Here is a 20,483-nt window from a genome sequence, read left to right on the forward strand (position 1 = left end):
TGCCCTGGAGGACCAAGGTGCGTCGACCCCCCACCGCCCTGCCCGCCCTCGTCGTGGTGGCCGCGCTGGCCGCCGGATGCGGCGGCTCGGAGCCCAAGTCCAAGGCGCCCGTCGCCGATGCCGCCCAGCCGAGCGCGAGCCCCAGCGCGTCGCCGACGCCGCGCAAGGTCGTCATCGTGGTCGACAAGAAGAAGATCACGGCCACCACGACCGGGACGACCGTCCAGCAGGTGCTCGACCAGGCCAAGGTCACGCTCGGGCAGTACGACCTGGTGGCGCCGCCGCGCGAGGCTCCGGCGGGCGACACGATCAAGGTGGTGCGGCTGCTGTCCAAGCCGGTCACCAAGACCGTGAAGTTCGAGGCGCCCACGGTCAAGAAGAAGAGCTCCAAGCTGGCCCCGTTCACCGAGAAGGTCATGCGCAAGGGCAAGCCGGGGCTGAAGGTCGTCCAGACCGCCTTCGTGAAGCGGCGCGGTAAGAAGGTCAAGGCCGTGATCTCGGAGAAGATCAAGCGCAAGCCGGTGGCCGAGATCCTCGCCGTGGGCCCGCAGTCGGGGGGAGGCCCAGCGTCCGGTCTGAACTGGGCGGGCCTGGCCAAATGCGAGTCGGGCGGCAACCCCAGGGCGGTCAACCCCGCCGGATACTACGGCCTGTACCAGTTCTCGATGCAGACCTGGTCGTCGGTCGGCGGCAAGGGCAGGCCGTCGGACGCCAGCCCCGGCGAACAGACCTACCGCGCCCAGATGCTCTACAAGAAGGTCAACGGCCGCTGGCAAGGCCAATGGCCCAACTGCGGCAAGTTCCTCTTCTCTTAGCCCCAGCCCCGCGCGCGATTGCGTTAACTAACCGGGGAAGCGAAGCCGAAGGCGAGCTTCCCCGGTTAGATCGCGGAGCGGTGCGGCAATCGCCAAATCACGGTCACCGAAGCGAGCCGCCAGGCGAGCGTAGGCGGGCCGGGATTCAAATGGGCACAGCCTGTTCTCTTAGCTGAGACACTGGGCGGGTGGGGGACAAACAGGGACTGCTCGGCCCGGCGGAGGTTCGTGAGCTCGCCGCGGGGCTGGGCATCCGGCCGACCAAGACGCTCGGGCAGAACTTCGTCATCGACGCCAACACGGTGCGGCGCATCGTGCGGTCCGCCGACCTGGCACCGGACGACGTGGTCGTCGAGGTCGGGCCCGGTCTGGGGTCGCTGACGCTGGCGCTGCTGCCCGAGGTTTCCAGGGTGGTGGCGGTCGAGATCGACGCGGCGCTGGCGAAGGCCCTGCCGGTGACGGTCGGCGCGCGCGCCCCCGAATGGGCCGGACGCCTTGAGGTCGTCCCGGCGGACGCGATGCGGATCACCGAGTTGCCGGGGCCCGCCCCGACGGCGCTGGTGGCCAACCTGCCCTACAACGTGGCCGTCCCGGTGGTTCTGCACCTGCTGGCGACCTTCCCGTCCCTGCGGAGGGCCCTGGTCATGGTGCAGGCCGAGGTGGCCGACCGCATGGTCGCCTCACCCGGGGGAAGGATCTACGGCGTCCCTTCGGTGAAGCTCGCGTGGTACGGCGAGGCCAGGCGGGCCGGTCCGGTGGGACGGGCCGTGTTCTGGCCCGCGCCGAACGTCGATTCGGGACTGGTCGCGTTCACCCGGCACGACCCGCCGGAGACCAGCGCGAGCCGAGAGCAGGTCTTCGCGGTGATCGACGCGGCGTTCGCCCAGCGCCGCAAGACGCTCCGCGCGGCCCTGGCGGGCTGGGCGGGGTCGGCGGCGGCGGCCGAGGAGGCCCTGCGCGCCGCGGGGGTCGACCCGAAGGCCAGGGGCGAAGCGATAAACGTGACCGCCTTCGCCCGGATTGCCGAGTATGGTCCTACGGGCGCAGTGGATCACAGCGAGGCGGAGGTACATGGTGAAGGCGCGGGCGAAGGTGCTGCCCCAGGTGGCGCTGGCCGTGCTGGTGGTCGCGGCGGCCGGCTGCAGTAGCGGCGCGGGCGCGGCCCCCAAGATCAAGACCACCGCGCGTGCGGGTGTCGCCCCCACGCCGCCCAAGCAGGGCGCCTACTTCGGCGCCTGGCTGGGGGAGTCCGAGGCGCCCGAGAGCAAGCCCACGGCGTCGCCCGGCCCGAGCGCCGACGGCGAGACGAGCCCGTCCGCGAGCCCGGGCGGGGACGTCGTCGCGCCCTTCGAGAAGGATCTCGGACGGCGGCTCGACATCGTCCAGCGCTACGTGGGCTGGCAGTCGAAGTTCCCCGACGAGGGCGACTCGGGGGCCATGAAGGACGGCCGTTACCTGCTGCTGACCTGGGCGGGCGCCGACACCAAGGAGATCGTCGGCGGCAAGCACGACGAGGTCATCAAGGAGCGGGCCCGGGCGATCAAGGAAGCCGGGCGCCCGATCTTCCTGCGCTGGCAGCGCGACATGGACAAGCCGGGCCTCCAGGACAAGCGCATCCACAGCGCGGCCGACTTCATCGCCGCCTGGAAGCACATCCGCGGGATCTTCACGGCCGAGAAGGTCGACAACGTCGCCTGGGTCTGGTGCCCGACGGCCGGAGGCTTCGGCTCCCGGGGCGCCCCCGCCTACTACCCCGGCGACGACCAGGTCGACTGGATCTGCAGCGACGCCCAGCCCGGCGGCGACTACGACTACCGCGACCTGTCGGAGACGCTGAAGCTGTTCATCGAGTGGGCGCGCGACCGTCCCAAGCCGCTGATGATCGCCGAGCTCGGCGTCCCGCAGGCGTACGGCGCCCGCCGCGCCGAGTGGCTGCGCAAGGCCGCCAAGACTCTGCAGGACCCGCAGATCAAGGCTGTGGTCTACTTCAACTCCAACGAGCAGGCCGAGGAGCCGCGCGACAAGCGCCGGATGTACTCGGTGACCGGCGACAAGCGCGCCGTGTCGGCCCTGCGCGAGATGGCGACCACCCCGTTCTTCAACCCCCAGAACCTGCCCGTGACCAGCGGGGGCTGACCTCGCCGCCCGGCACCCCCCGGACGTCCCGTAGGGTTGTCGTCTTGTGACCGCAGTGACCGTGCGCGTGCCCGCCAAGGTCAACCTCCAGCTCGGCGTGGGCCCGATCCGCGACGACGGCTACCACGACCTTGTCACCGTCTTCCACGCCGTCTCGCTCTTCGACGAGGTGACGGCCGAGCCGGTGGGCGGCACCCATGCCGCCGAGGGCCTCACGATCGTCCGGGACGACGGGCCGCTGGCGGTGACGGTCGAGGCCGCGCCCGGCGCCCAGGTCGATATCGGCGACGTCCCCACGGGGGCCGACAACCTCGCGGCCCGCGCCGCCCAGCTGGTGGCCGACCGCCTCGGCGTCGAACCCCGGGTGCGGCTGCGCATCCGCAAGGCGATCCCGGTCGCGGGCGGCATGGCGGGCGGCAGCGCCGACGCGGCGGCCGCCCTGGTGGCCTGCGCGCGGCTGTGGGACGACGGCGAGGAGCCCCGCCTCGACCGCGAGGAACTGCTCGAACTCGGTGCCGCGCTGGGCAGCGACGTCCCGTTCGCGATGCTCGGCGGCACCGCCGTCGGCCTCGGACGCGGTGAGCGGCTGACCCCGGCCCTCACCCGTGGCACCTTCCACTGGGTCTTCGCCACCGCCGACGGGGGGCTGTCCACGCCGGCCGTCTACGCCGAGTGCGACCGCGTCCGCGAGGCCCAGGGGGAGCGGGTGGCCTGGCCCCAGGTCTCCCAGAACCTCATGACGGCTCTGGCCACCGGTGACGCCAAGGCGCTCGGCGCGGCGCTCGGCAACGACCTGCAGCCCGCCGCGCTGCTGCTGCGTCCCTCGCTGCGCCGCACCCTGGACGCCGGACGCGACCTCGGCGCGATCGGCTCGCTGGTCTCCGGGTCGGGACCGACCTGCGCGTTCCTGGCCGAGAGCGAGAACCACGCCGCCGAGCTCGCCGCCGAGCTGGGCGGGCTCGGGGTCGCGCGGGCCGTCGTCCGGGCGCACGGCCCGGTGCCCGGGGCCACAGTCATCTGAACCGGATGCCTCCGGGCCACGTCTCACCTCCAAAGCCCAACGGATCGGAGCTTCGGATGTCGAGTGCGTTTGGTGTCCTCGCGGTCCTCTTCCTCTTGGCGATCCCGCTCATCGCGGTGATCATCATCGTGGTGGTCCTCATCGTGCGCTGGCCGCAGATTTCGAGCTCGAACGCGCATCGCGGTCGCGGCGGCTACAGCGGCTACAGCGGTGGCTACGGCGGCGGCTACTCCGACCCCGGTGGCTACTCCGACTCGGGCGGTGGCGGCGGCTTCTTCGGCGGCGGTGACGGCGGCGGCGGAGGTGGCGGCGACAGCGGCGGCGGTGGTGGCGGAGGCGGCGGCGGCTGCGGTGGTGGCGGAGGCAGCTCCTGAGACAGGGGGACGCGATGGAAATCGTGCTGATAGCGCTGGGAATCGTCATGGTCGGGATCGGGGTCGCCAAGCTGGTCGGCCGCTCGGGGCGGCGCGGGCGAGGCGGCGGCAGCGACGGCGGCAGCGCCTTCTTCGCCGGAGGCTTCTTCAGCGGCGGCGGTGACGGCGGCGACGGAGGCGGAGGCGGAGGCGGCTGCGGCGGTGGCGGGGGCTGCGGTGGTGGTGGCGGCGGCTGACCGCGGCCTGAGATGGGGGAGCCGTACATGGAAACCATGCTTTGGCTAATGCTCGCGGCTGCGGGCGGATGGACGATCCTCTCGTTGCCCAAGATATTCAGGGGCGGGCGCGGTGGGAGCGAGGGCGGCGGAGGAGGAGGCGACGGGGGAGGCGGCTGCGGCGGTGGAGGGTGCGGGGGCTGACCCTCGGAGGCATTAGCCTTGAAGCGCCGTGAATCTGATCAACCTTGAGAACGTCACCAAGGCCTTCGGGCCCCAGCCGCTGCTCGACGCCGTCTCCCTCGGGCTCGACGACGACGACCGTGTCGGCGTCGTCGGCCGCAACGGGGGCGGCAAGAGCACGCTGGTCTCGATCCTGGCCCGGGTCGTCGAGCCCGACGACGGGCGCGTCACGCACTCGCGCGGGCTGCGGCTGGGCTATCTGACCCAGCGCGACGAGTTCGGCGCGGACGACACCGTCCGCTCGGTGGTCATCGGCGACCGCGCCGAGCACGAGTGGGCGGGCGACACCCGCGTCCGCGACATCCTGGCGGGGCTGCTGTCCGACCTCGACCTCGACGCCCCCATCGCGGGCATGAGCGGCGGCGAGCGCCGCCGCGTGGCGCTGGCCCGCCTGCTGGTGCCCGAGTCCGACCTGCTGATGCTGGACGAGCCGACCAACCACCTCGACATCGAGGCGATCGACTGGCTGGCCCGTCATCTGCGGGCCCGCAAGGTCGCCCTGCTGATCGTCACCCACGACCGGTGGTTCCTCGACGAGGTGACCGACCGCACGTGGGAGGTCGTCGACGGCAGGGTCGAGAGGTACGAGGGCGGCTACTCCGCCTACGTCCTGGCCAAGGCCGAGCGCGCCAGGATCGCCGCCGCCACCGAGACCAAGCGGCAGAACCTTCTGCGCAAGGAGCTGGCCTGGCTGCGCCGCGGCCCGCAGGCCCGCACGTCCAAGCCCAAGTTCCGGGTCGACGCCGCCCAGGCGCTGATCGCCGACGAGCCGCCGCTGCGCGACTCGGTCGAGCTGACCCGCTTCGCCACCGCCCGCCTCGGCAAGACCGTCTTCGAGCTCGAAGACGTCAACGTCCAGCTCGGCGACCGTCCCATCTTCACCCGCCTGACCTGGCGCCTGGGCCCCGGCGACCGGATCGGCCTGGTCGGCGTCAACGGCAGCGGCAAGAGCACGCTGCTGCGCCTGCTCGACGGCGCGGTCACGCCCGACGCCGGCCGTGTGGTGCGGGGCAAGACCGTCCAGCTCGCGCATCTGTCGCAGCACCTGGACGAGCTCGACCCGTCCCGCCGGGTGCTGGAGTCGGTCGAGGAGATCAAGCGCCGCATCACCGTCGGCAAGCGCGACTGGACCGCCAGCCAGCTGCTCGAACGCCTGGGCTTCAAGGGCGACCGCCAGTGGACGCCGGTCGGCGAGCTGTCCGGTGGCGAGCGCCGCCGCCTCCAGGTGCTGCGCCTGCTGATGGGCGAGCCGAACGTGCTGCTGATGGACGAGCCCACCAACGACCTCGACATCGAGACCCTCACCGAGCTCGAGGACATCCTCGACGGCTGGCCCGGCACGCTCGTCGTCGTCAGCCACGACCGTTACTTCCTGGAGCGCGTCACCGACCGTGTCGCGGCGCTGCTCGGCGACGGCCGGGTCGCGATGCTCCCGGGTGGCGTCGACGAGTACCTCGACCGCCGCCGGGCGGGCACCGCCACCAAGCCCGTGGCCCCGCCCACCGCCGCGGCCCCCGCTCAGCAGCCCAAGCCCAAGCCGTCCGGCAACGACTGGAAGGCCCGCAAGGAGCTCGACCGTCTCGAACGCCGCCTCGACAAGCTGAACCAGCAGGCCGCCGACCTGCACGAGCAGCTGGCGGCCCACGCCGCCGACTACGAGAAGCTCCAGGACCTCGACGCCCGGCTCAAGACCGTCCAGGCCGAGGCCGCCGAAGTCGAGGAGCAGTGGCTCCTGCTGGCCGACGAGCTCGGCTGACCTCCCGCTAGGCGGGCGTGTCGGTGTCGAAGGGGATGAGCAGGGTTCTCAGCAGGTCGGCGAGGGCCTTGGTGTCGGTCGGGGAGAGGCCGTCGAGGATGGCGTGCTCGCGGTCGAGCAGGTCGGCGAAGGCGGAGTCGACCCGGGTGCGGCCCGCGTCCGTGAGGCGGACCAGGACGCCGCGCTTGTCCTGGGGGTCGGGGTGGCGCTCGACGAGCCCGGCGGCGGCCAGCCGGTCGATGCGGTTGGTCATGGTGCCCGAGGTGACCAGGGTGGCGCGCAGCAGGCGGCCGGGGCTCAGCTCGTAGGGGGAGCCCGCGCGGCGCAGCGCGGTGAGGACGTCGAACTCCCACGGCTCCAGGTCGTGCGCGGCGAAGACCGCGCGGCGCGCCCGGTCGAGGTGGCGGGCCAGGCGCGAGACGCGGCTGAGGACGTGCAGGGGCTGGACGTCGAGGTCGGGACGCTCGGCGCCCCATGCCTCGACCAGCCGGTCGACCTCATCCCGCATGGCGCCACCCTACCTGTCTTGATATCGAGAAGACTTTCTTGACATCAAGATTCGAGGCTGGGCATGATGTCTCTTGATGTCGAGACAAGCCGAGGCCATCTGGGACCCCGCGCAGTACGGGGTCTTCGGCGACGAACGCGGGCGCGCCTTCGCGGAGCTGATGCGGCGCGTCGATATCGAACCCGGACGTGTCGCCGATCTGGGTTGCGGATCCGGCGAGCTGACGGCGACGCTGACCCGGCGCTGGCCGGACGCGATCGTCCACGGGATCGACGCCTCACCCGAGATGATCGACGCCGCGCGGGCCCATGAGATCCCGGGACGGCTGAGCTTCGGCGTGGGCGACGTCGCCTCCTGGCGGCCCGGCGCGCCGACCGACCTGATCGTCTCCAACGCCGTCCTGCACTGGGTGCCCGAGCATCCACGGCTGCTGGCGTCCTGGGCGGCGGGGCTGGCGCCCGGCGGGCGGCTGGCCTTCCAGGTGCCCGGCAACTTCGACATGCCCAGCCATGTGCTGCTGCGCGAGCTGTGCGAGTCGCCGCGCTGGCAGAGCCGCCTGGGCGGGCTGCTGCGGTCCGCGCCGATCCTCGACCCGGCCGGGTATCTGCAACTGCTGGCCTCGCGCGGCTTCTCCGTGGACGCCTGGGAGACGACCTACGCCCAGGTCCTCCAGGGCGACGACCCGGTGCTGGAGTGGATGAAGGGAAGCACGCTGCGGCCCGTCCTGTCGGCCCTGGGCTCCTGCTCGGGCGTCGGCGAGTTCCTGCGTGAGTACGCGGCGGCGCTGCGCGAGGCGTATCCGCGGGCCGAGCACGGCACCGTGTTCCCGTTCCGGCGCGTCTTCGTGGTGGCGGGCCGCGGACCCTAGACAGGGCGCCGCCCGGCGCGGGAGGGAAGCGACTCGTTCCCCTGCGGTGTGCCAACTCCCGTGACGGGCGGCCCCGGCAAGACCCCGGACTCGTGACCCGAGCCCGGCGACCCCGGCCGGTGGCCGCGCGGACGAACTCCGGGCGGCCGCCGGTTTCACGTCCAGGGGGCCAGGGTTTCCAGCGCGGCCTCGTCCGGCGCGTCGTCGGACCTGCGGGTCTTGCGCTCGGCCTTGGCGGCGGCCTTCTCCTGGCGCGCGGCGGCTTTCTCCGCGCGCTTCTGGTTGCGCTCCAGCTCCTTGCGGCGGCGCTTGGGATCGAGCGTGGGACGCGGTTCGAGCCCCGAAAGGCCGTTCCAGGCGAGGTTCACCAGATGGGCGGCGACCTCCTCGCGCTTGGGCTTGCGCTCGTCCAGCCACCACTGGCCGGTGAGGGCGACCATGCCGACCAGCATCTGCGCGTACATCGGCGCGAACTTGTCGTCGTAGTCGTGCCGGTCGAACTCCTGCACCAGGACGTACTCGACCTCCCCGGCGATCTCGCTGAGCAGGCTGGCGAAGCTGCCGGTGCCGGTGCCGCCGTGCGAGTCGCGGACGAGGATGCGGAACCCGTCGGTGTTCTCGTCGATGTACTCCAGCAGCGCCAGCGCCGCCTTCTCCAGCTTGCCCCGGTAGTGGATCGCGGACGCGACCGCCTCGGTGACCAGCGCCAGCAGGTTCTCGAACTCGCGGTCGACCACGACCGCGTACAGCCCCTCCTTGCCGCCGAAGTGCTCGTACACCACGGGCTTGGAGACACCGGCGGCGGAGGCGATCTCCTCGACCGAGGTGCCGTCCAGACCGCGTTCGGCGAACAGCTTCCGGCCGATGTCCAGAAGCTGCTCGCGTCGTTCCTTGCCGGTCATCCGCTTCCTGCGCGACCGGGGGGCAGGTTCAGTCACGGGGTCAATTGTGACGGGTCGGGCGACCCCGGCGCGCTGGGGAACACCCGACCCTTCGCGATGGACGTCGACGGGATCACGTGATCCGCTTGGTGGCGAGGCGTTGCTCGTCCGGCCAGCGGACGTCGGTGGCCCAGCCGAGCTTCTCGAAGCCCCAGATGATGCGGGCGCTGATGTCGATCTGGCCCTTCAGGACGCCGTGCCGGGCGCACGTCGGGTCGGAGTGGTGCAGGTTGTGCCACGACTCGCCCAGGGACGGGATGGCCAGCCACCACACGTTGCGCGACTTGTCGCGGACCTCGAAGTGCTCCTTGCCGAAGGTGTGGCAGATCGAGTTGATCGACCAGGTGACGTGGTGGACGAGCGTGATCCGCAGGAAGCCCGCCCAGAACAGCGCGGTGAGCGCGCCCTGCCAGGACAGCGTCATCAGCCCGCCGAGCAGCGCCGGCAGGAAGAAGGAGACGGCGACCAGCGCCGGGAACGAGCGGTGGACGCGGACGATGTCCTTGTCGTTGAGCAGGTCCTTGGCGAAGCGCTCCTTGGAGGTGCGGTTCGCGTCGAAGAACCAGCCGTAGTGCGCCCAGAGCAGGCCCTTGGTCAGGGCCTTCCAGTCGTTGCCGAACCGCCACGGCGAGTGGGGGTCGAACTCCTTGTCGGAGTGCTTGTGGTGGCGGCGGTGGTCGGCGACCCACGTGATGACCGGGCCCTGGATCGCGATGCTCCCGGCCATGGCCAGGAAGATCTTCAGGGCGCGGTTGGCCTTGAACGAGCCGTGGGTGAAGAAGCGGTGGTAGCCGACGGTGATGCCGCCCGCGGACAGCACGTAGAACACGGCCATCAGGACGAGGTCGGACCAGCCGAGGAAGTTCCCCCAGGCCAGCGGGAGGGCGGCGAACAGAGCCAGGACGGGGACCCCGGTGAAGAGCGCCACCATGACCCGTTCGGACGTGCCTGTCGGCTCCGGCTCGATCTCGGGTCGGCGCTGGGGGCGGGGCGGGTCGATGGTGGGGGCTGTAGTCATACTCGGTACTCCTGACCTGGGACAGCCTGTGATCTTTGGATAGCCTTACTTACGCCACCGTAACCTACGCTGGCGTAAGTTCGACAGGTCTCGACAAGTAAATTCAGTGGGAATTCGTCACATCGGCCGCAAAACTCGCTCAGGGACCACCACGGCGTGAGGAGCTGGACCCATGGGCCTTACCCAGCAGGAACGCACGGCGGCGGCGCGGAGTTCGCTCGATGGCCTCTCGGTCGGCGATGCCTTCGGTGACCGGTTCTTCCTCCTGGCCAACCGGGACCTCTCTCGCGAGTCCGGCCTGCCTCCGGCGCCTTGGAGATGGACGGACGACTCAGAGATGGCTTGCTCGGTATATGACGTCCTAAACCGACGGGGCGGTATCGATCAGGACGAACTGGCCCGATGCTTCGCCGAAAGGTTCGACATCGGCCGCCAGTACGGGGTCGGCGCCCTCGAACTGCTCGAACGCGTCCGGCGCGGCGATCACTGGCACCGCGCCTCCCGGGAGTCCTTCGACGGAAGGGGCTCCTACGGCAACGGCGCCGCCATGCGCGTCGCCCCCCTGGGCGCCTACTTCGCGGACGACCTCCCACGCGCCGCCCGCGAAGCCGAACTCCAGGCCGAGATCACCCACGCCCACCCCGAAGGCATCGCCGGCGCCATAGCCGTCGCACTAGCAGCCGCCCACCTCGCGTCTGTCCGGGACGTGGAACCCGCAGCCGTGATTGATGTGGTGATGGGGCATCTGAGCGTGGGCGAGTATGTGCGGCGCGGGCTTGAACGCGCGCGGGGGCTGCTCGCGGCGAGCCCGGCCGAGGCGGCCCGCGAACTCGGCAACGGGTCGCGGATCTCGGCGCAGGACACCGTCCCGTTCGCGCTCTGGGTGGCCGTGACGCACCTCGACGACTACGAGGCCGCCGTACGGGCGTGCGTCCAGGTCGGGGGCGACATGGACACCACCGCCGCGATCATCGGCGGCCTCATCGCCGCTCACCGGGGGCGGGACGCCATCCCCGACGGGTGGCTCGAGGCACGCGAACCTCTGCCCGCTTTTATCGGATGAGCCCTGGCGGCAGTAGGCGGTATCGTTTTGCTTGGCCCGCCCAGGGCCGCCTTCCCGGGTCGTCTAACGGCAGGACAGGGCATTTTGGTTGCTCTAATGAGGGTTCGATTCCTTCCCCGGGAGCTCAATCCGCAAGTCCAGCGGGCATCGCGCGGCGTCCTCATCGAGGCTGCCGGGTGACACGCGGCGGTCGGGCGGTATCCTTCCGATGTCGGATGCGTTAAGGCCTGCCGTCCGGACGTTCGGGCAGGTCGGCGGCTTGTGACGGATCAAGCAGCGCACCGGCGCCCCTAATCGATCCCCATCCGCGATGCCGAGGAGCCTCCACAGTGAGTGCCCGCCGTCCAGGGAGTCAGGCGAGCCGCCCGGCCGCCGTCATCGTCCTCGCCGCAGGCGAGGGCACCCGGATGAAGTCCCGCACTTCCAAGGTCCTTCACGAACTGTGCGGGCGCAGCATGCTGGGCCACACGCTGGCCGCCGCGCGCGAACTGGAGCCTGGACGGCTCGTGGTCGTGGTCGGGCACCGGCGCGAGCAGGTCGTCGCCCATCTGGCCGAGCACGCCCCCGACGCCGAGTCCGCCGTCCAGGAACGCCAGGGCGGAACCGGACACGCCGTCCGCATGGCCCTGGAGCAGACCGGCGAGCTGCACGGCACCGTCGTGGTCACCAACGGCGACCACCCGCTGCTGCGGGGCGAGACGCTGGCCGAGCTCGTCCGCGCCCACGAAGGCGACGGCAACGCGGTCACCATCCTCACCACCCTCATGCCGGACGCCACCGGCTACGGACGCATCCTGCGCGAGAGCGGCGGCGCGGACGCCCCGGTCGCCGCGATCGTCGAGCACAAGGACGCCACCGACGCCCAGCGCGAGATCCGCGAGATCAACGTCGGGATGTACGCGTTCGACGGCGCGCTGCTCAGCGACGCGCTCAAGCGCGTGACCACCGACAACGCCAAGGGCGAGGAGTACCTCACCGACGTGGTCGCGATCCTGCGCGGCGACGGCCACCGGGCGGGCGCGCACCTCACCGATGACTGGGTCGAGACCCAGGGCGTCAACGACAAGGTGCAGCTCGCGCAGGCACGGCGGCAGCTGAACGACCGCGTCCTGGAACGTCACATGCGCGCCGGGGTGACGATCGTCGACCCGGCCACCACCTGGATCGACGTGGACGTCACCGCCGAGGCCGACGCCGTCGTCCTGCCGGGCACGCAGCTCCACGGCACCACCCACCTGGACGAGGGCGCGGTGGTCGGCCCCGGCAGCACGCTGACCGACACCCGGGTGGGCGCGGACGCCACCGTGGCCAACTCGGTCTGCCTGGGCGCCGAGATCGGGCCCGAGGCGACCGTCGGGCCGTTCACCTACCTGCGTCCCGGCACCAGGCTGGGCCGCAAGGCCAAGGCCGGCGCCTACGTCGAGACCAAGAACGCCGAGGTCGGCGAGGGCGCCAAGGTGCCGCACCTGACCTATGTCGGCGACGCGACGATCGGCGAGGGCGCCAACATCGGCGCCGGGACGATCTTCGCCAACTACGACGGCGAGAACAAGTTCCGCACCGAGATCGGCGACCACGCCTTCGTCGGGAGCAACTCGGTCCTGATCGCCCCGGTGACGGTCGGCGACGGAGGTTTCACGGCGGCGGGGTCGGCCATCACCAAGGATGTACCCCCGGGGGCGATCGCGGTCGCCCGAGGCCAGCAGCGCACCATTGAAGGATGGGTCGAGCGCAAGCGTCCCGAGAGCCGCTTCGCCGAGGCGGCCCGGCGGGCGCGCGACGAGCGTCCCGACGACGAGTAACTGAATCTTCCCCGTCCCGGACGGGGGGTGAGGGGACGGCGCGGTCCTCCACGCACAACGGCCCGGAGCCCGCTACAGCGGTGCCCCGGGTGTGGGGACGACAAACCCACAAGAATCATCGTTCCATTGAGGGGGAGTTGTCAGAGGTGAGTGGGATCAAGGCGAGCGGCGAGAAGAAGCTGATGCTCTTCACCGGCCGGGCCCACCCGGACCTGGCCAAGGAAGTAGCCGATGACCTCGAGGTCGAGCTGACGCCGACCTCGGCGTACGACTTCGCCAACGGCGAGACCTTCGTGCGGTTCCTGGAGTCCGTCCGCGGCTCCGACGCCTTCGTGATCCAGAGCCACACCGCTCCCATCAATCAGTGGATCATGGAGCAGCTCATCATGGTCGACGCGCTCAAGCGCGCGTCCGCCAAACGGATCACGGTCGTGGCACCGTTCTTCGGCTACGCCAGGCAGGACAAGAAGCACCGCGGCCGCGAGCCGATCTCGGCGCGGCTGATGGCCGACCTCTTCAAGACGGCGGGCGCCGACCGGCTGATCGCCGTCGATCTGCACACCGCGCAGATCCAGGGCTTCTTCGACGGCCCGGTCGACCATCTGTTCGCGCTCGACCTGCTGGCCAGGCACTTCGAGAGCCGGCTCGACCTGCGCGAGGTCACCGTCGTGGCGCCGGACGCGGGCCGGGTGCGGGTCACCGAGCGCTGGTCCGACCGGCTCGGCGGCGTCCCGATGGCCATCATCCACAAGAAGCGCGACCCGGACGTGGCCAACGAGGTCAAGGTCTTCGACGTCGTCGGTGAGGTCAAGGGCCGCACCTGCGTGATCGTGGACGACATGATCGACACCGGCGGCACGATCGTGAAGGCCGCCGACGCCCTGTTCGACCAGGGCGCGACCCGGGTCGTCGTGGCGGCGACCCACGGCGTCCTGTCGGGCCCGGCGGTCGACCGCCTCAAGAACTCGCGCATCTCCGAGGTCGTCCTGACCAACACCCTGCCCATCCCCGAAGACAAGCAGTTCGACAAGCTCACCATCCTGTCCATCGCCCCCCTCGTGGCCCGCGCCATCAACGAGGTCTTCAGCGACGGCTCGGTGACCAGCCTCTTCGGCGGCCACAGCTAACCGCGCCTCCCACGACCTCGCCCTCACCCGGGCATGGCGGGTCGCCCCCGAGGGGCGGCCCGCCATCGCGCGCCATGAGGCGGGGTGGGGGCTTTGGCTCGGCGGCGGGCGGCGATCGGCTAGACTTTCTGAATCCGCGTATGCCCCGGGTTGTTCAGTGTGGTTCAAGCGAGCATGGAATCCACTCCCCGGGGAACGCAAAGAATCTTCGAGGCGCCTGACGCATCGAGCAACGCCTGATTCGCACTGTCCGTAGCGGACGTCCGGTTCCGGACGGCCGTGGATCGCAACAACAAGGAGTTTCCGCCGTGTCCGAGGTACGTATCGCCGCCGAGCCGCGCACCGAGTTCGGTAAGGGTGCCGCGCGGCGCACCCGCCGGGCCGGCAAGGTTCCCGCCGTTCTCTACGGTCACGGCACCGACCCCCAGCACATCTCGCTGCCCGGCCACGAGCTGATGCTCGCGCTGAAGACCCCCAACGTGCTGCTGCGCGTCGAGGGCGTGGGCGCGGGCTCCGAGCTGGCCCTGCCCAAGGACGTCCAGCGCGACCCGATCAAGGGCTTCCTGGAGCACGTCGACCTGCTGCTGGTCAAGAGCGGCGAGAAGGTCGAGGTCGAGGTCCCGATCAACGTGACCGGCACCGTCATCGCGGGCGGTCGTCTGGTGCAGGCCGTGGTTCAGATCGCGGTCGAGGCCGAGGCCACGCACATCCCGCAGGCGATCGACCTCGACATCGACGGCCTGCAGATCGACTCCCAGGTGCTGGCCAAGGACGTCAAGCTGCCCGCGGGCGCCACGCTGGTCGCCGACGACGACCTGCTGATCGTCCAGATCGTCGACGCCACCGTCTCGACCGAGCCCGCCGAGTCCGTCGAGACCGAGGCCGCCGAGGGCGAGACCACCGAGGGCGAAGGCGACACCGAGTAGTCGTCGGAGTGTCTTTGACGGCCCTCGCCGGTGCGCGCACCGGCGAGGGCCGTCGGCAGTGGAGGAGTCCTCCTGATGAGCACGGATCTCTGGCTGGTGGTGGGCCTGGGCAACCCGGGGCCCTCGTACGCGGGCAACCGGCACAACGCCGGGTTCATGGTGCTGGACGTCCTGGCGGGCCGCGCCGGGGGCCGGTTCAAGACGCACAAGGCGCGCTCGGAGGTCCTCGAAGGACGGCTGGCGGGCGTACGGGTGGTGCTGGCCAAGCCGCGCACCTACATGAACGAGTCGGGCGGGCCGGTGAAGGGCCTGTGCGACTTCTTCAAGGTGCCCATGGAGCGGCTCATCGTCGTCCATGACGAGCTCGACATTCCCTACGGGGCGCTCCGGCTGAAGCAGGGCGGCGGTGACAACGGCCACAACGGGCTCAGATCGATCACCAAGTCGCTCGGCGGCAAGGAATATCTGCGGGTCCGGTTCGGCGTCGGCCGTCCCCCGGGACGCATGGATGCGGCGGCGTTCGTCCTGAAAGACTTTTCCGGCGCCGAGAACAAGGAACTCGACCTCAATCTCGAACGGGCCGCCGACGGCGTCGAGACCCTTCTGACCAGCGGCTTGGCGGCTGCTCAGAACGAATTTCACGCTACGTGACGCAAACGTCGCGCCCCACGGCTGAGAAACTTATCCACAACTGCGCCTTCCCTCTGCGATGAGGATGAAGCGTCCGTAGGATGCTGCCCTGGCGAGGTTCTGGTGGCATGTGAACCTAGTGCGCCATTCACCCGTCTTTGGGTTGTAACACGCGTGACGAGGCGTGTGTGGCAAGGGTGGTGATTTCTCGATGGCCGTCGCTGACAAGGTCCGCTTGGTCGATACCAGGATGGCGAACGACCGCGAACGCGGTCCCGCGCCGAACTGGTCGTCGGCCTATCGGCGGGCCGCGTGCGGCCTCGACTTCCTCAGCATGCTACTGGCCGGGTGCATCGCCTACGGGCTGCGCTTTCCCGGCTTCCCCAGCGGGCTCGTGCTGCCCTACATCGCCCTCACGGTGGCCCTGCCCGTGGTGTGGTCGTTCACGCTTATGGTGTGCCGCGCCTACCAGGCCAAATACATCGGCGTGGGCTGGGAGGAGTTCCGGCGGGTCATGCACGCCGGGTTCATTGTCACCGCGATGGTCGCGATCGTCGCCTACGCCACCAAGACCGAAGTGGCCCGCGGCTACGTCGTGATGGCGTTGCCCCTGGGCACGTTCCTGGCCCTGGTCGCCCGCTACAGGCTGCGCAAGCGGCTCCACCGGCGGCGGTGGGAGGGCACCTGCATGCGCCGGGTCATCGCCGTGGGCCACCGCACCTCCGTCGCCGACCTGATCAAGCTGCTGCGCGAGAAGCGCTACCACGGCATGGACATCGTCGGCATCTGCCTGCCCCCGGCGCTGACCTCGGGCGACGACGCCGTCCGCGAGATCGAGGGCGTCCCGGTCCTGGGCGACTTCTCCCAGACGGCCGCGGTGGTCGAACGCATCGGCGCCGACTCGGTCGCGGTGCTGGCCTGCCCCGAGATGAACGGCGTGGCGCTGCGAAGACTGGCCTGGCAACTCGAACGCGACGACGTCGAACTCGTGGTGGCGCCCGCCCTGATGGACGTCACCGGCCCGCGCATCTCCATCCGTCCCGTGGCCGGGCTCCCGCTGCTGCACGTCGACCACCCCGAACTCGACGGCTCCCGCAAGTTCGTCAAGAACCTGTTCGACCGGGCCGCCGCCGTCGCCGGCCTGACCCTGCTGAGCCCCCTGCTCCTCGGCGTCGCCCTCATGATCAAAGTATCGGGCGGCGGCCCCGTCCTGTTCCGGCAGACCCGAGTGGGCCGCGACGGCCGCGAGTTCACCGTCCTGAAGTTCCGCACCATGGTCGCCGACGCCGAGTCCCGCAAGATCGACCTCCTCGAACGCAACGAGAAGGACGGCCTGCTCTTCAAGATCAAGGCCGACCCCCGCGTCACCGCCACGGGCCGCATGCTGCGCCGCTACTCCCTGGACGAGCTACCCCAGCTGATCAACGTCCTCCGAGGCGAGATGTCCCTGGTCGGCCCCCGCCCACCCCTCCCCGAGGAAGTGGCCCAGTACGGCGGCGACGTCTACCGCAGGCTGGCCGTCAAGCCCGGCCTCACCGGCCTCTGGCAGGTGAACGGCCGCTCCGACCTGACCTGGGAAGAATCCGTCCGCCTCGACCTCCGCTACGTCGACAACTGGTCCCTCACCCTCGACCTCCAAATCATGTGGAAAACCTGGTCCGTAGTCTTCCGAGGCTCCGGCGCCTACTAACACCCCCCCCGCCACCCCCAACAACCCCACCCCGAGCCCCCAGCCCGCCCTCGTGCCACCCTCACCCGGCTGCGGCGACATCGCGCTGGACCCACCACAGCGAGCCCGCCCTCGGCTCAGCGCCGCAGGGACCCGATTGGGCTGGCGTCCCCCAGCCACCGCCCCGGCGCAACGGTGTCGTGGTCATGCTGGCCTGGTCTCGCGCGGCGCGGCGTCCCGGCAGCGTGCCTTCTGAATCGGCAGGCGACACAGTCGAGCGCCTAGCCCACGGCCCGTCGTGACGCCTCGACACTGCGACCGCCCCGGTGTCACAGAGGGCATCGGCCTGCTGCGCCGGAGCGCTGATCGCGCTGGTTCCGCCGCGCCGCCACCAGCCCGGCGTGACGGCGCCGCAATCACGCTGGCGCAGTTGTCCTGGCGCCGCGGCGCGCATGGCGCGGGGCGCATGGCGCGGGGCGCACGATGCGTGGCGCGGGCCGCGTGGCGCGCGGCGCGGAGTACGTGGTGCGTGGTGCGGGGCGCATGGTGCGTGGTGCGTGGTGCGGAGTACGTGGTGCGTGTGCGGGGCGCAGGGCGCATGATGCGGGCGGCGTGGCGCGTGATGCGGAGTGCGTGGCGCGGAGTGCGTGGCGCGTGGTGCGGGGTGCGTGGCACATGATGCGGGGCGCAGGGCGCATGATGCGGGCCGCGTGGCGCGGGCCGCGTGGCGCGTGATGCGGAGTGCGTGGCGCGGAGTGCGGGGTGCGTGGCGCGGGGCGCATGGGCACATGATGCGGGCGCATATGGCGCGGGGCACGGGTGCGGGGCGCATGGCGCATGGCGCATGGCGCATGGCGCATGGCGCATGGCGCATGGCGCATGGCGCATGGCGCGGGGTGCGGGGTGCGGGGCACATGGTGCGGGGTGCGCATGGTGTGGGGTGCCGCGTCGCGGTTGGGTGGGGGGTCGCGGTCGCCGTCCTGGGGTGGGGGAGTGTCGTGGGCTTGGTGTGGCGGAGCGGTGATCGTCTTGGTTCCGCGGCTGCGGTTGGCCTTGAGTGGCGATCTCTTGGACGTGTTGGTGTGGGGGTGCGGTCGGCTCGGTGTCATGGGTTTGCGGTCTGCCTGATGTCGCAGGGTCGGCTTCGCGCTGGTGGGGTTGGGCGCGGGCGGGGTGGTGGCACGCGGCCGCTGCCTTGGGGCGGCGTGGGCGTCATGCGCTTGGTGGGGTGGCGTGCCGTCGGCCCGGTGCGGCGGGTCGTGGTGGGCCCGGAATCGTCGGGGCGTCGTTGGCCTGGTGTCTCGGGGGTGGGGGCGGGCTGGAGTGGTGGGGGCGTGATCGGTCTGGGGCGCGAGGGCGTGGTTGGTGTGGTGCTTCGGGAAGGGCAGGGGTTGGTGTTGTGGACGTGGTTTTTGGGGGTGGTGGGGGCTGGGGTGGGTTACAAGATCGGGTTGGGGCTTGGTGGTGGGGGGTGGGTCCGGTATGCAGGAGAATGTAGACCGAACTGACCTATCGACTCGGGAATGGTGGATGACGACTCAGGCTTCGGCGGGCGACGCCGATCATGTGTTGGCGGCCGAGTTGGCCGAGCGGGCCGGGCGTGTGCTCCTGGACGTGCGCGCTGAGCTGGGGTTCGCTGATGCGCGGGTGTTGAAGGACACCGGGGATCTGCGGGCGCATGAGTACCTCATGGGGGCGCTGGCTGAGGGGCGTCCGGGCGACGCCGTCCTGTCGGAGGAGGGGCGGTCGTCGGTGGCCGCCAAGCGGGCCGACGGGGCTGAGGGGCCTCCGACTGGGAACACCGCTGATGAGGTGCGGCTTTCGGCTGAGCGGGTCTGGATCATCGACCCCTTGGACGGGACGCGTGAGTTCTCGGAGGAGGGGCGCGCCGACTGGGCCGTCCATGTGGCGCTTTGGGAGCGCGGTCGGCTGGTCGCCGGGGCCGTGGCGCTGCCCGCTCAGGGTGTGACTCTGCGCACTTCTTCCGATGGGGCCCTGGCTGGTGCTGAACCGCTTCGGGTGCGGGCTCCTGAGGGTGGGAAGCTGCGGATCGCGGTCAGTCGTACGCGGCCGCCGGAGTTCGTGAAGCGGCTGGCCGAGGTGGTCGAGGCCGATGTCGAATTGGTGCCCATCGGGTCGGCGGGGGCGAAGATCTCGGCGGTTCTGCTGGGTGAGGTCGATGCCTATGTTCATGCGGGTGGGCAGTATGAGTGGGACTCGGCCGCTCCGGCCGCCGTGGCGGTGGCCGCGGGGGCTCATGCTTCGCGGGTCGATGGGTCTGAGCTGGTCTACAACCGTGAGGACCCTCGATTGCCGGATATCCTGGTCTGCCACCCCGTGTCGGCGTCGATGTTGCTGACCGGCATCCGGGATGTGAGCGACGCCCTGCCGGACTGACCCGCCCGTGCCCGAAAGCCGTGGAGAGAACCTAAGATCATGCAGCGCCACGATTACCAGCTTTCACAGCTCGATGTTCTCGAAGCCGAGTCGATTCACATCATTCGGGAGGTGGCGGCCGAGTTCGAGCGGCCGGTGTTGTTGTTCTCGGGTGGTAAGGACAGCATTGTGATGCTGCGGTTGGCGCAGAAGGCGTTCGCGCCGGCGCCGGTGCCGTTTCCGGTGATGCATGTTGATACGGGTCACAACTTTCCCGAGGTGATCGAGTATCGGGATCGCCGGGTGGCTGAGTTGGGTGTGCGTTTGGTGGTGGCCTCGGTGCAGGAGTCGATTGACCGGGGTCGGGTGGTGGAGGAGACGGGGCGTCGGGCGTCGCGGAATCGGTTGCAGACCACGACGTTGCTGGATGCGATCGAGGAGCATGAGTTCGATGCGGCGTTCGGTGGTGCGCGCCGGGATGAGGAGAAGGCGCGGGCCAAGGAGCGGGTGGTGTCGTTCCGGGATGAGTTCGGGCAGTGGGATCCGAAGAATCAGCGGCCGGAGTTGTGGAATTTGTTCAACACGCGGATTCGGCGGGGTGAGCATGTTCGGGTGTTCCCGTTGTCGAATTGGACGGAGTTGGATATCTGGGATTACATTCGTCGTGAGGGGTTGGAGCTTCCGCCGATCTATTTCGCGCATTCGCGGATGGTGTTCGAGCGGGACGGGATGTTGCTGGCCGATCTGCCGTATGCCAATCGTGGTGAGGACGAGCCCGCGTTCGAGGCGATGGTGCGGTATCGGACGGTGGGGGACGCGTCCTGCACGGGTGCGGTGAAGTCGTCGGCGGACGGTCTGGACGCGGTGATCGAGGAGATCGCGGCGACGCGGATCACCGAGCGTGGTCAGACCCGTGCCGATGACCGGTCCAGCGAGGCGGCGATGGAAGACCGCAAGAAGGAGGGGTACTTCTGATGAGCGCCGACACCGGCAAG

General features: G+C 70.4%; 19 protein-coding genes and 1 tRNA gene. 17 read left to right on the plus strand and 3 right to left on the minus strand.

What is annotated here, in order from left to right; all coding sequences use genetic code 11:
- Positions 1–17: 17 nt before the first annotated feature.
- From ACQPY4_RS06905 to ACQPY4_RS06935, 7 genes are all read left to right on the plus strand, one after another.
- Entirely contained in the window at positions 18–815 is a 798-nt protein-coding gene (locus ACQPY4_RS06905; protein WP_433333581.1) for a transglycosylase family protein, read from the plus strand.
- A 188-nt stretch (positions 816–1,003) separates the two neighbouring features.
- Positions 1,004–1,963, plus strand: coding sequence for a 16S rRNA (adenine(1518)-N(6)/adenine(1519)-N(6))-dimethyltransferase RsmA (gene rsmA, locus ACQPY4_RS06910; protein ID WP_433333583.1), 960 nt, complete (start codon positions 1,004–1,006; stop codon positions 1,961–1,963).
- Entirely contained in the window at positions 1,887–2,951 is a 1,065-nt protein-coding gene (locus ACQPY4_RS06915; protein WP_433333585.1) for a glycoside hydrolase family 26 protein, read from the plus strand. The genes rsmA and ACQPY4_RS06915 overlap by 77 nt, the downstream gene beginning before the upstream one ends.
- Before the next feature lie 55 nt (positions 2,952–3,006).
- Complete coding sequence (locus ACQPY4_RS06920; RefSeq protein WP_433338836.1) at positions 3,007–3,972, plus strand: 4-(cytidine 5'-diphospho)-2-C-methyl-D-erythritol kinase; 966 nt, start codon at positions 3,007–3,009, stop codon at positions 3,970–3,972.
- A 56-nt stretch (positions 3,973–4,028) separates the two neighbouring features.
- Positions 4,029–4,346, plus strand: a complete 318-nt coding sequence (locus tag ACQPY4_RS06925) for a hypothetical protein (RefSeq protein WP_433333587.1) — start codon at positions 4,029–4,031, stop codon at positions 4,344–4,346.
- 14 nt (positions 4,347–4,360) lie between these two features.
- The gene (locus ACQPY4_RS06930; RefSeq protein WP_433333589.1) at positions 4,361–4,582 is read left to right on the plus strand and encodes a hypothetical protein; all 222 of its coding nucleotides are present in this window, start codon (positions 4,361–4,363) and stop codon (positions 4,580–4,582) included.
- A 211-nt stretch (positions 4,583–4,793) separates the two neighbouring features.
- Complete coding sequence (locus tag ACQPY4_RS06935; protein ID WP_433333591.1) at positions 4,794–6,560, plus strand: ABC-F family ATP-binding cassette domain-containing protein; 1,767 nt, start codon at positions 4,794–4,796, stop codon at positions 6,558–6,560.
- Between the two features lie 7 nt (positions 6,561–6,567).
- Here ACQPY4_RS06935 and ACQPY4_RS06940 read toward each other — a convergent pair whose 3' ends face one another.
- Complete coding sequence (locus tag ACQPY4_RS06940; protein ID WP_433333593.1) at positions 6,568–7,068, minus strand: MarR family winged helix-turn-helix transcriptional regulator; 501 nt, start codon at positions 7,066–7,068, stop codon at positions 6,568–6,570.
- 76 nt (positions 7,069–7,144) lie between these two features.
- Between ACQPY4_RS06940 and ACQPY4_RS06945 the strand changes: the two genes are divergently transcribed.
- Positions 7,145–7,936, plus strand: a complete 792-nt coding sequence (locus tag ACQPY4_RS06945; protein ID WP_433333595.1) for a methyltransferase domain-containing protein — start codon at positions 7,145–7,147, stop codon at positions 7,934–7,936.
- A 155-nt stretch (positions 7,937–8,091) separates the two neighbouring features.
- Here ACQPY4_RS06945 and ACQPY4_RS06950 read toward each other — a convergent pair whose 3' ends face one another.
- Together ACQPY4_RS06950 and ACQPY4_RS06955 are read right to left on the minus strand one after the other, a co-directional pair.
- Entirely contained in the window at positions 8,092–8,838 is a 747-nt protein-coding gene (locus ACQPY4_RS06950) for a TetR/AcrR family transcriptional regulator (RefSeq protein WP_433338838.1), read from the minus strand.
- Positions 8,839–8,950: 112 nt separating this feature from the next.
- Positions 8,951–9,895 (minus strand): acyl-CoA desaturase, encoded by a 945-nt coding sequence (locus ACQPY4_RS06955; RefSeq protein WP_433333597.1) that lies wholly within the window; start codon positions 9,893–9,895, stop codon positions 8,951–8,953.
- A 172-nt stretch (positions 9,896–10,067) separates the two neighbouring features.
- Here ACQPY4_RS06955 and ACQPY4_RS06960 point away from each other — a divergent pair, with 172 nt between their 5' ends.
- The 9 genes from ACQPY4_RS06960 to cysD all read left to right on the plus strand — a co-directional run bounded on the left by ACQPY4_RS06960 (position 10,068) and on the right by cysD (position 20,463).
- Positions 10,068–10,958, plus strand: a complete 891-nt coding sequence (locus ACQPY4_RS06960; RefSeq protein ID WP_433333599.1) for an ADP-ribosylglycohydrolase family protein — start codon at positions 10,068–10,070, stop codon at positions 10,956–10,958.
- A gap of 52 nt (positions 10,959–11,010) precedes the next feature.
- Positions 11,011–11,081 (plus strand) — tRNA-Gln (locus tag ACQPY4_RS06965).
- Positions 11,082–11,287: 206 nt separating this feature from the next.
- Complete coding sequence (gene glmU, locus ACQPY4_RS06970) at positions 11,288–12,760, plus strand: bifunctional UDP-N-acetylglucosamine diphosphorylase/glucosamine-1-phosphate N-acetyltransferase GlmU (RefSeq protein ID WP_433333601.1); 1,473 nt, start codon at positions 11,288–11,290, stop codon at positions 12,758–12,760.
- 146 nt (positions 12,761–12,906) lie between these two features.
- Positions 12,907–13,887: a ribose-phosphate diphosphokinase gene (locus ACQPY4_RS06975; RefSeq protein WP_433333603.1), complete on the plus strand. Its 981-nt coding sequence runs from the start codon at positions 12,907–12,909 to the stop codon at positions 13,885–13,887.
- Between the two features lie 308 nt (positions 13,888–14,195).
- Complete coding sequence (locus ACQPY4_RS06980) at positions 14,196–14,813, plus strand: 50S ribosomal protein L25/general stress protein Ctc (protein ID WP_433333605.1); 618 nt, start codon at positions 14,196–14,198, stop codon at positions 14,811–14,813.
- Positions 14,814–14,888: 75 nt separating this feature from the next.
- The gene (pth, locus tag ACQPY4_RS06985; RefSeq protein WP_433333607.1) at positions 14,889–15,464 is read left to right on the plus strand and encodes an aminoacyl-tRNA hydrolase; all 576 of its coding nucleotides are present in this window, start codon (positions 14,889–14,891) and stop codon (positions 15,462–15,464) included.
- A gap of 229 nt (positions 15,465–15,693) precedes the next feature.
- A complete protein-coding gene (locus ACQPY4_RS06990) occupies positions 15,694–17,133 on the plus strand; it encodes a sugar transferase (RefSeq protein ID WP_433333609.1) in 1,440 nt (479 codons plus the stop codon).
- 1,509 nt (positions 17,134–18,642) lie between these two features.
- A complete protein-coding gene (locus ACQPY4_RS06995) occupies positions 18,643–19,509 on the plus strand; it encodes a 3'(2'),5'-bisphosphate nucleotidase CysQ (RefSeq protein ID WP_433333611.1) in 867 nt (288 codons plus the stop codon).
- A 39-nt stretch (positions 19,510–19,548) separates the two neighbouring features.
- On the plus strand, positions 19,549–20,463 hold the full coding sequence (cysD, locus tag ACQPY4_RS07000) for a sulfate adenylyltransferase subunit CysD (RefSeq protein ID WP_433333613.1): 915 nt from the start codon (positions 19,549–19,551) through the stop codon (positions 20,461–20,463).
- Positions 20,464–20,483 lie beyond the last annotated feature (20 nt).

The sequence above is a fragment of the Spirillospora sp. CA-294931 genome (genome assembly GCF_050946795.1).
Lineage (GTDB): Bacteria > Actinomycetota > Actinomycetes > Streptosporangiales > Streptosporangiaceae > Spirillospora.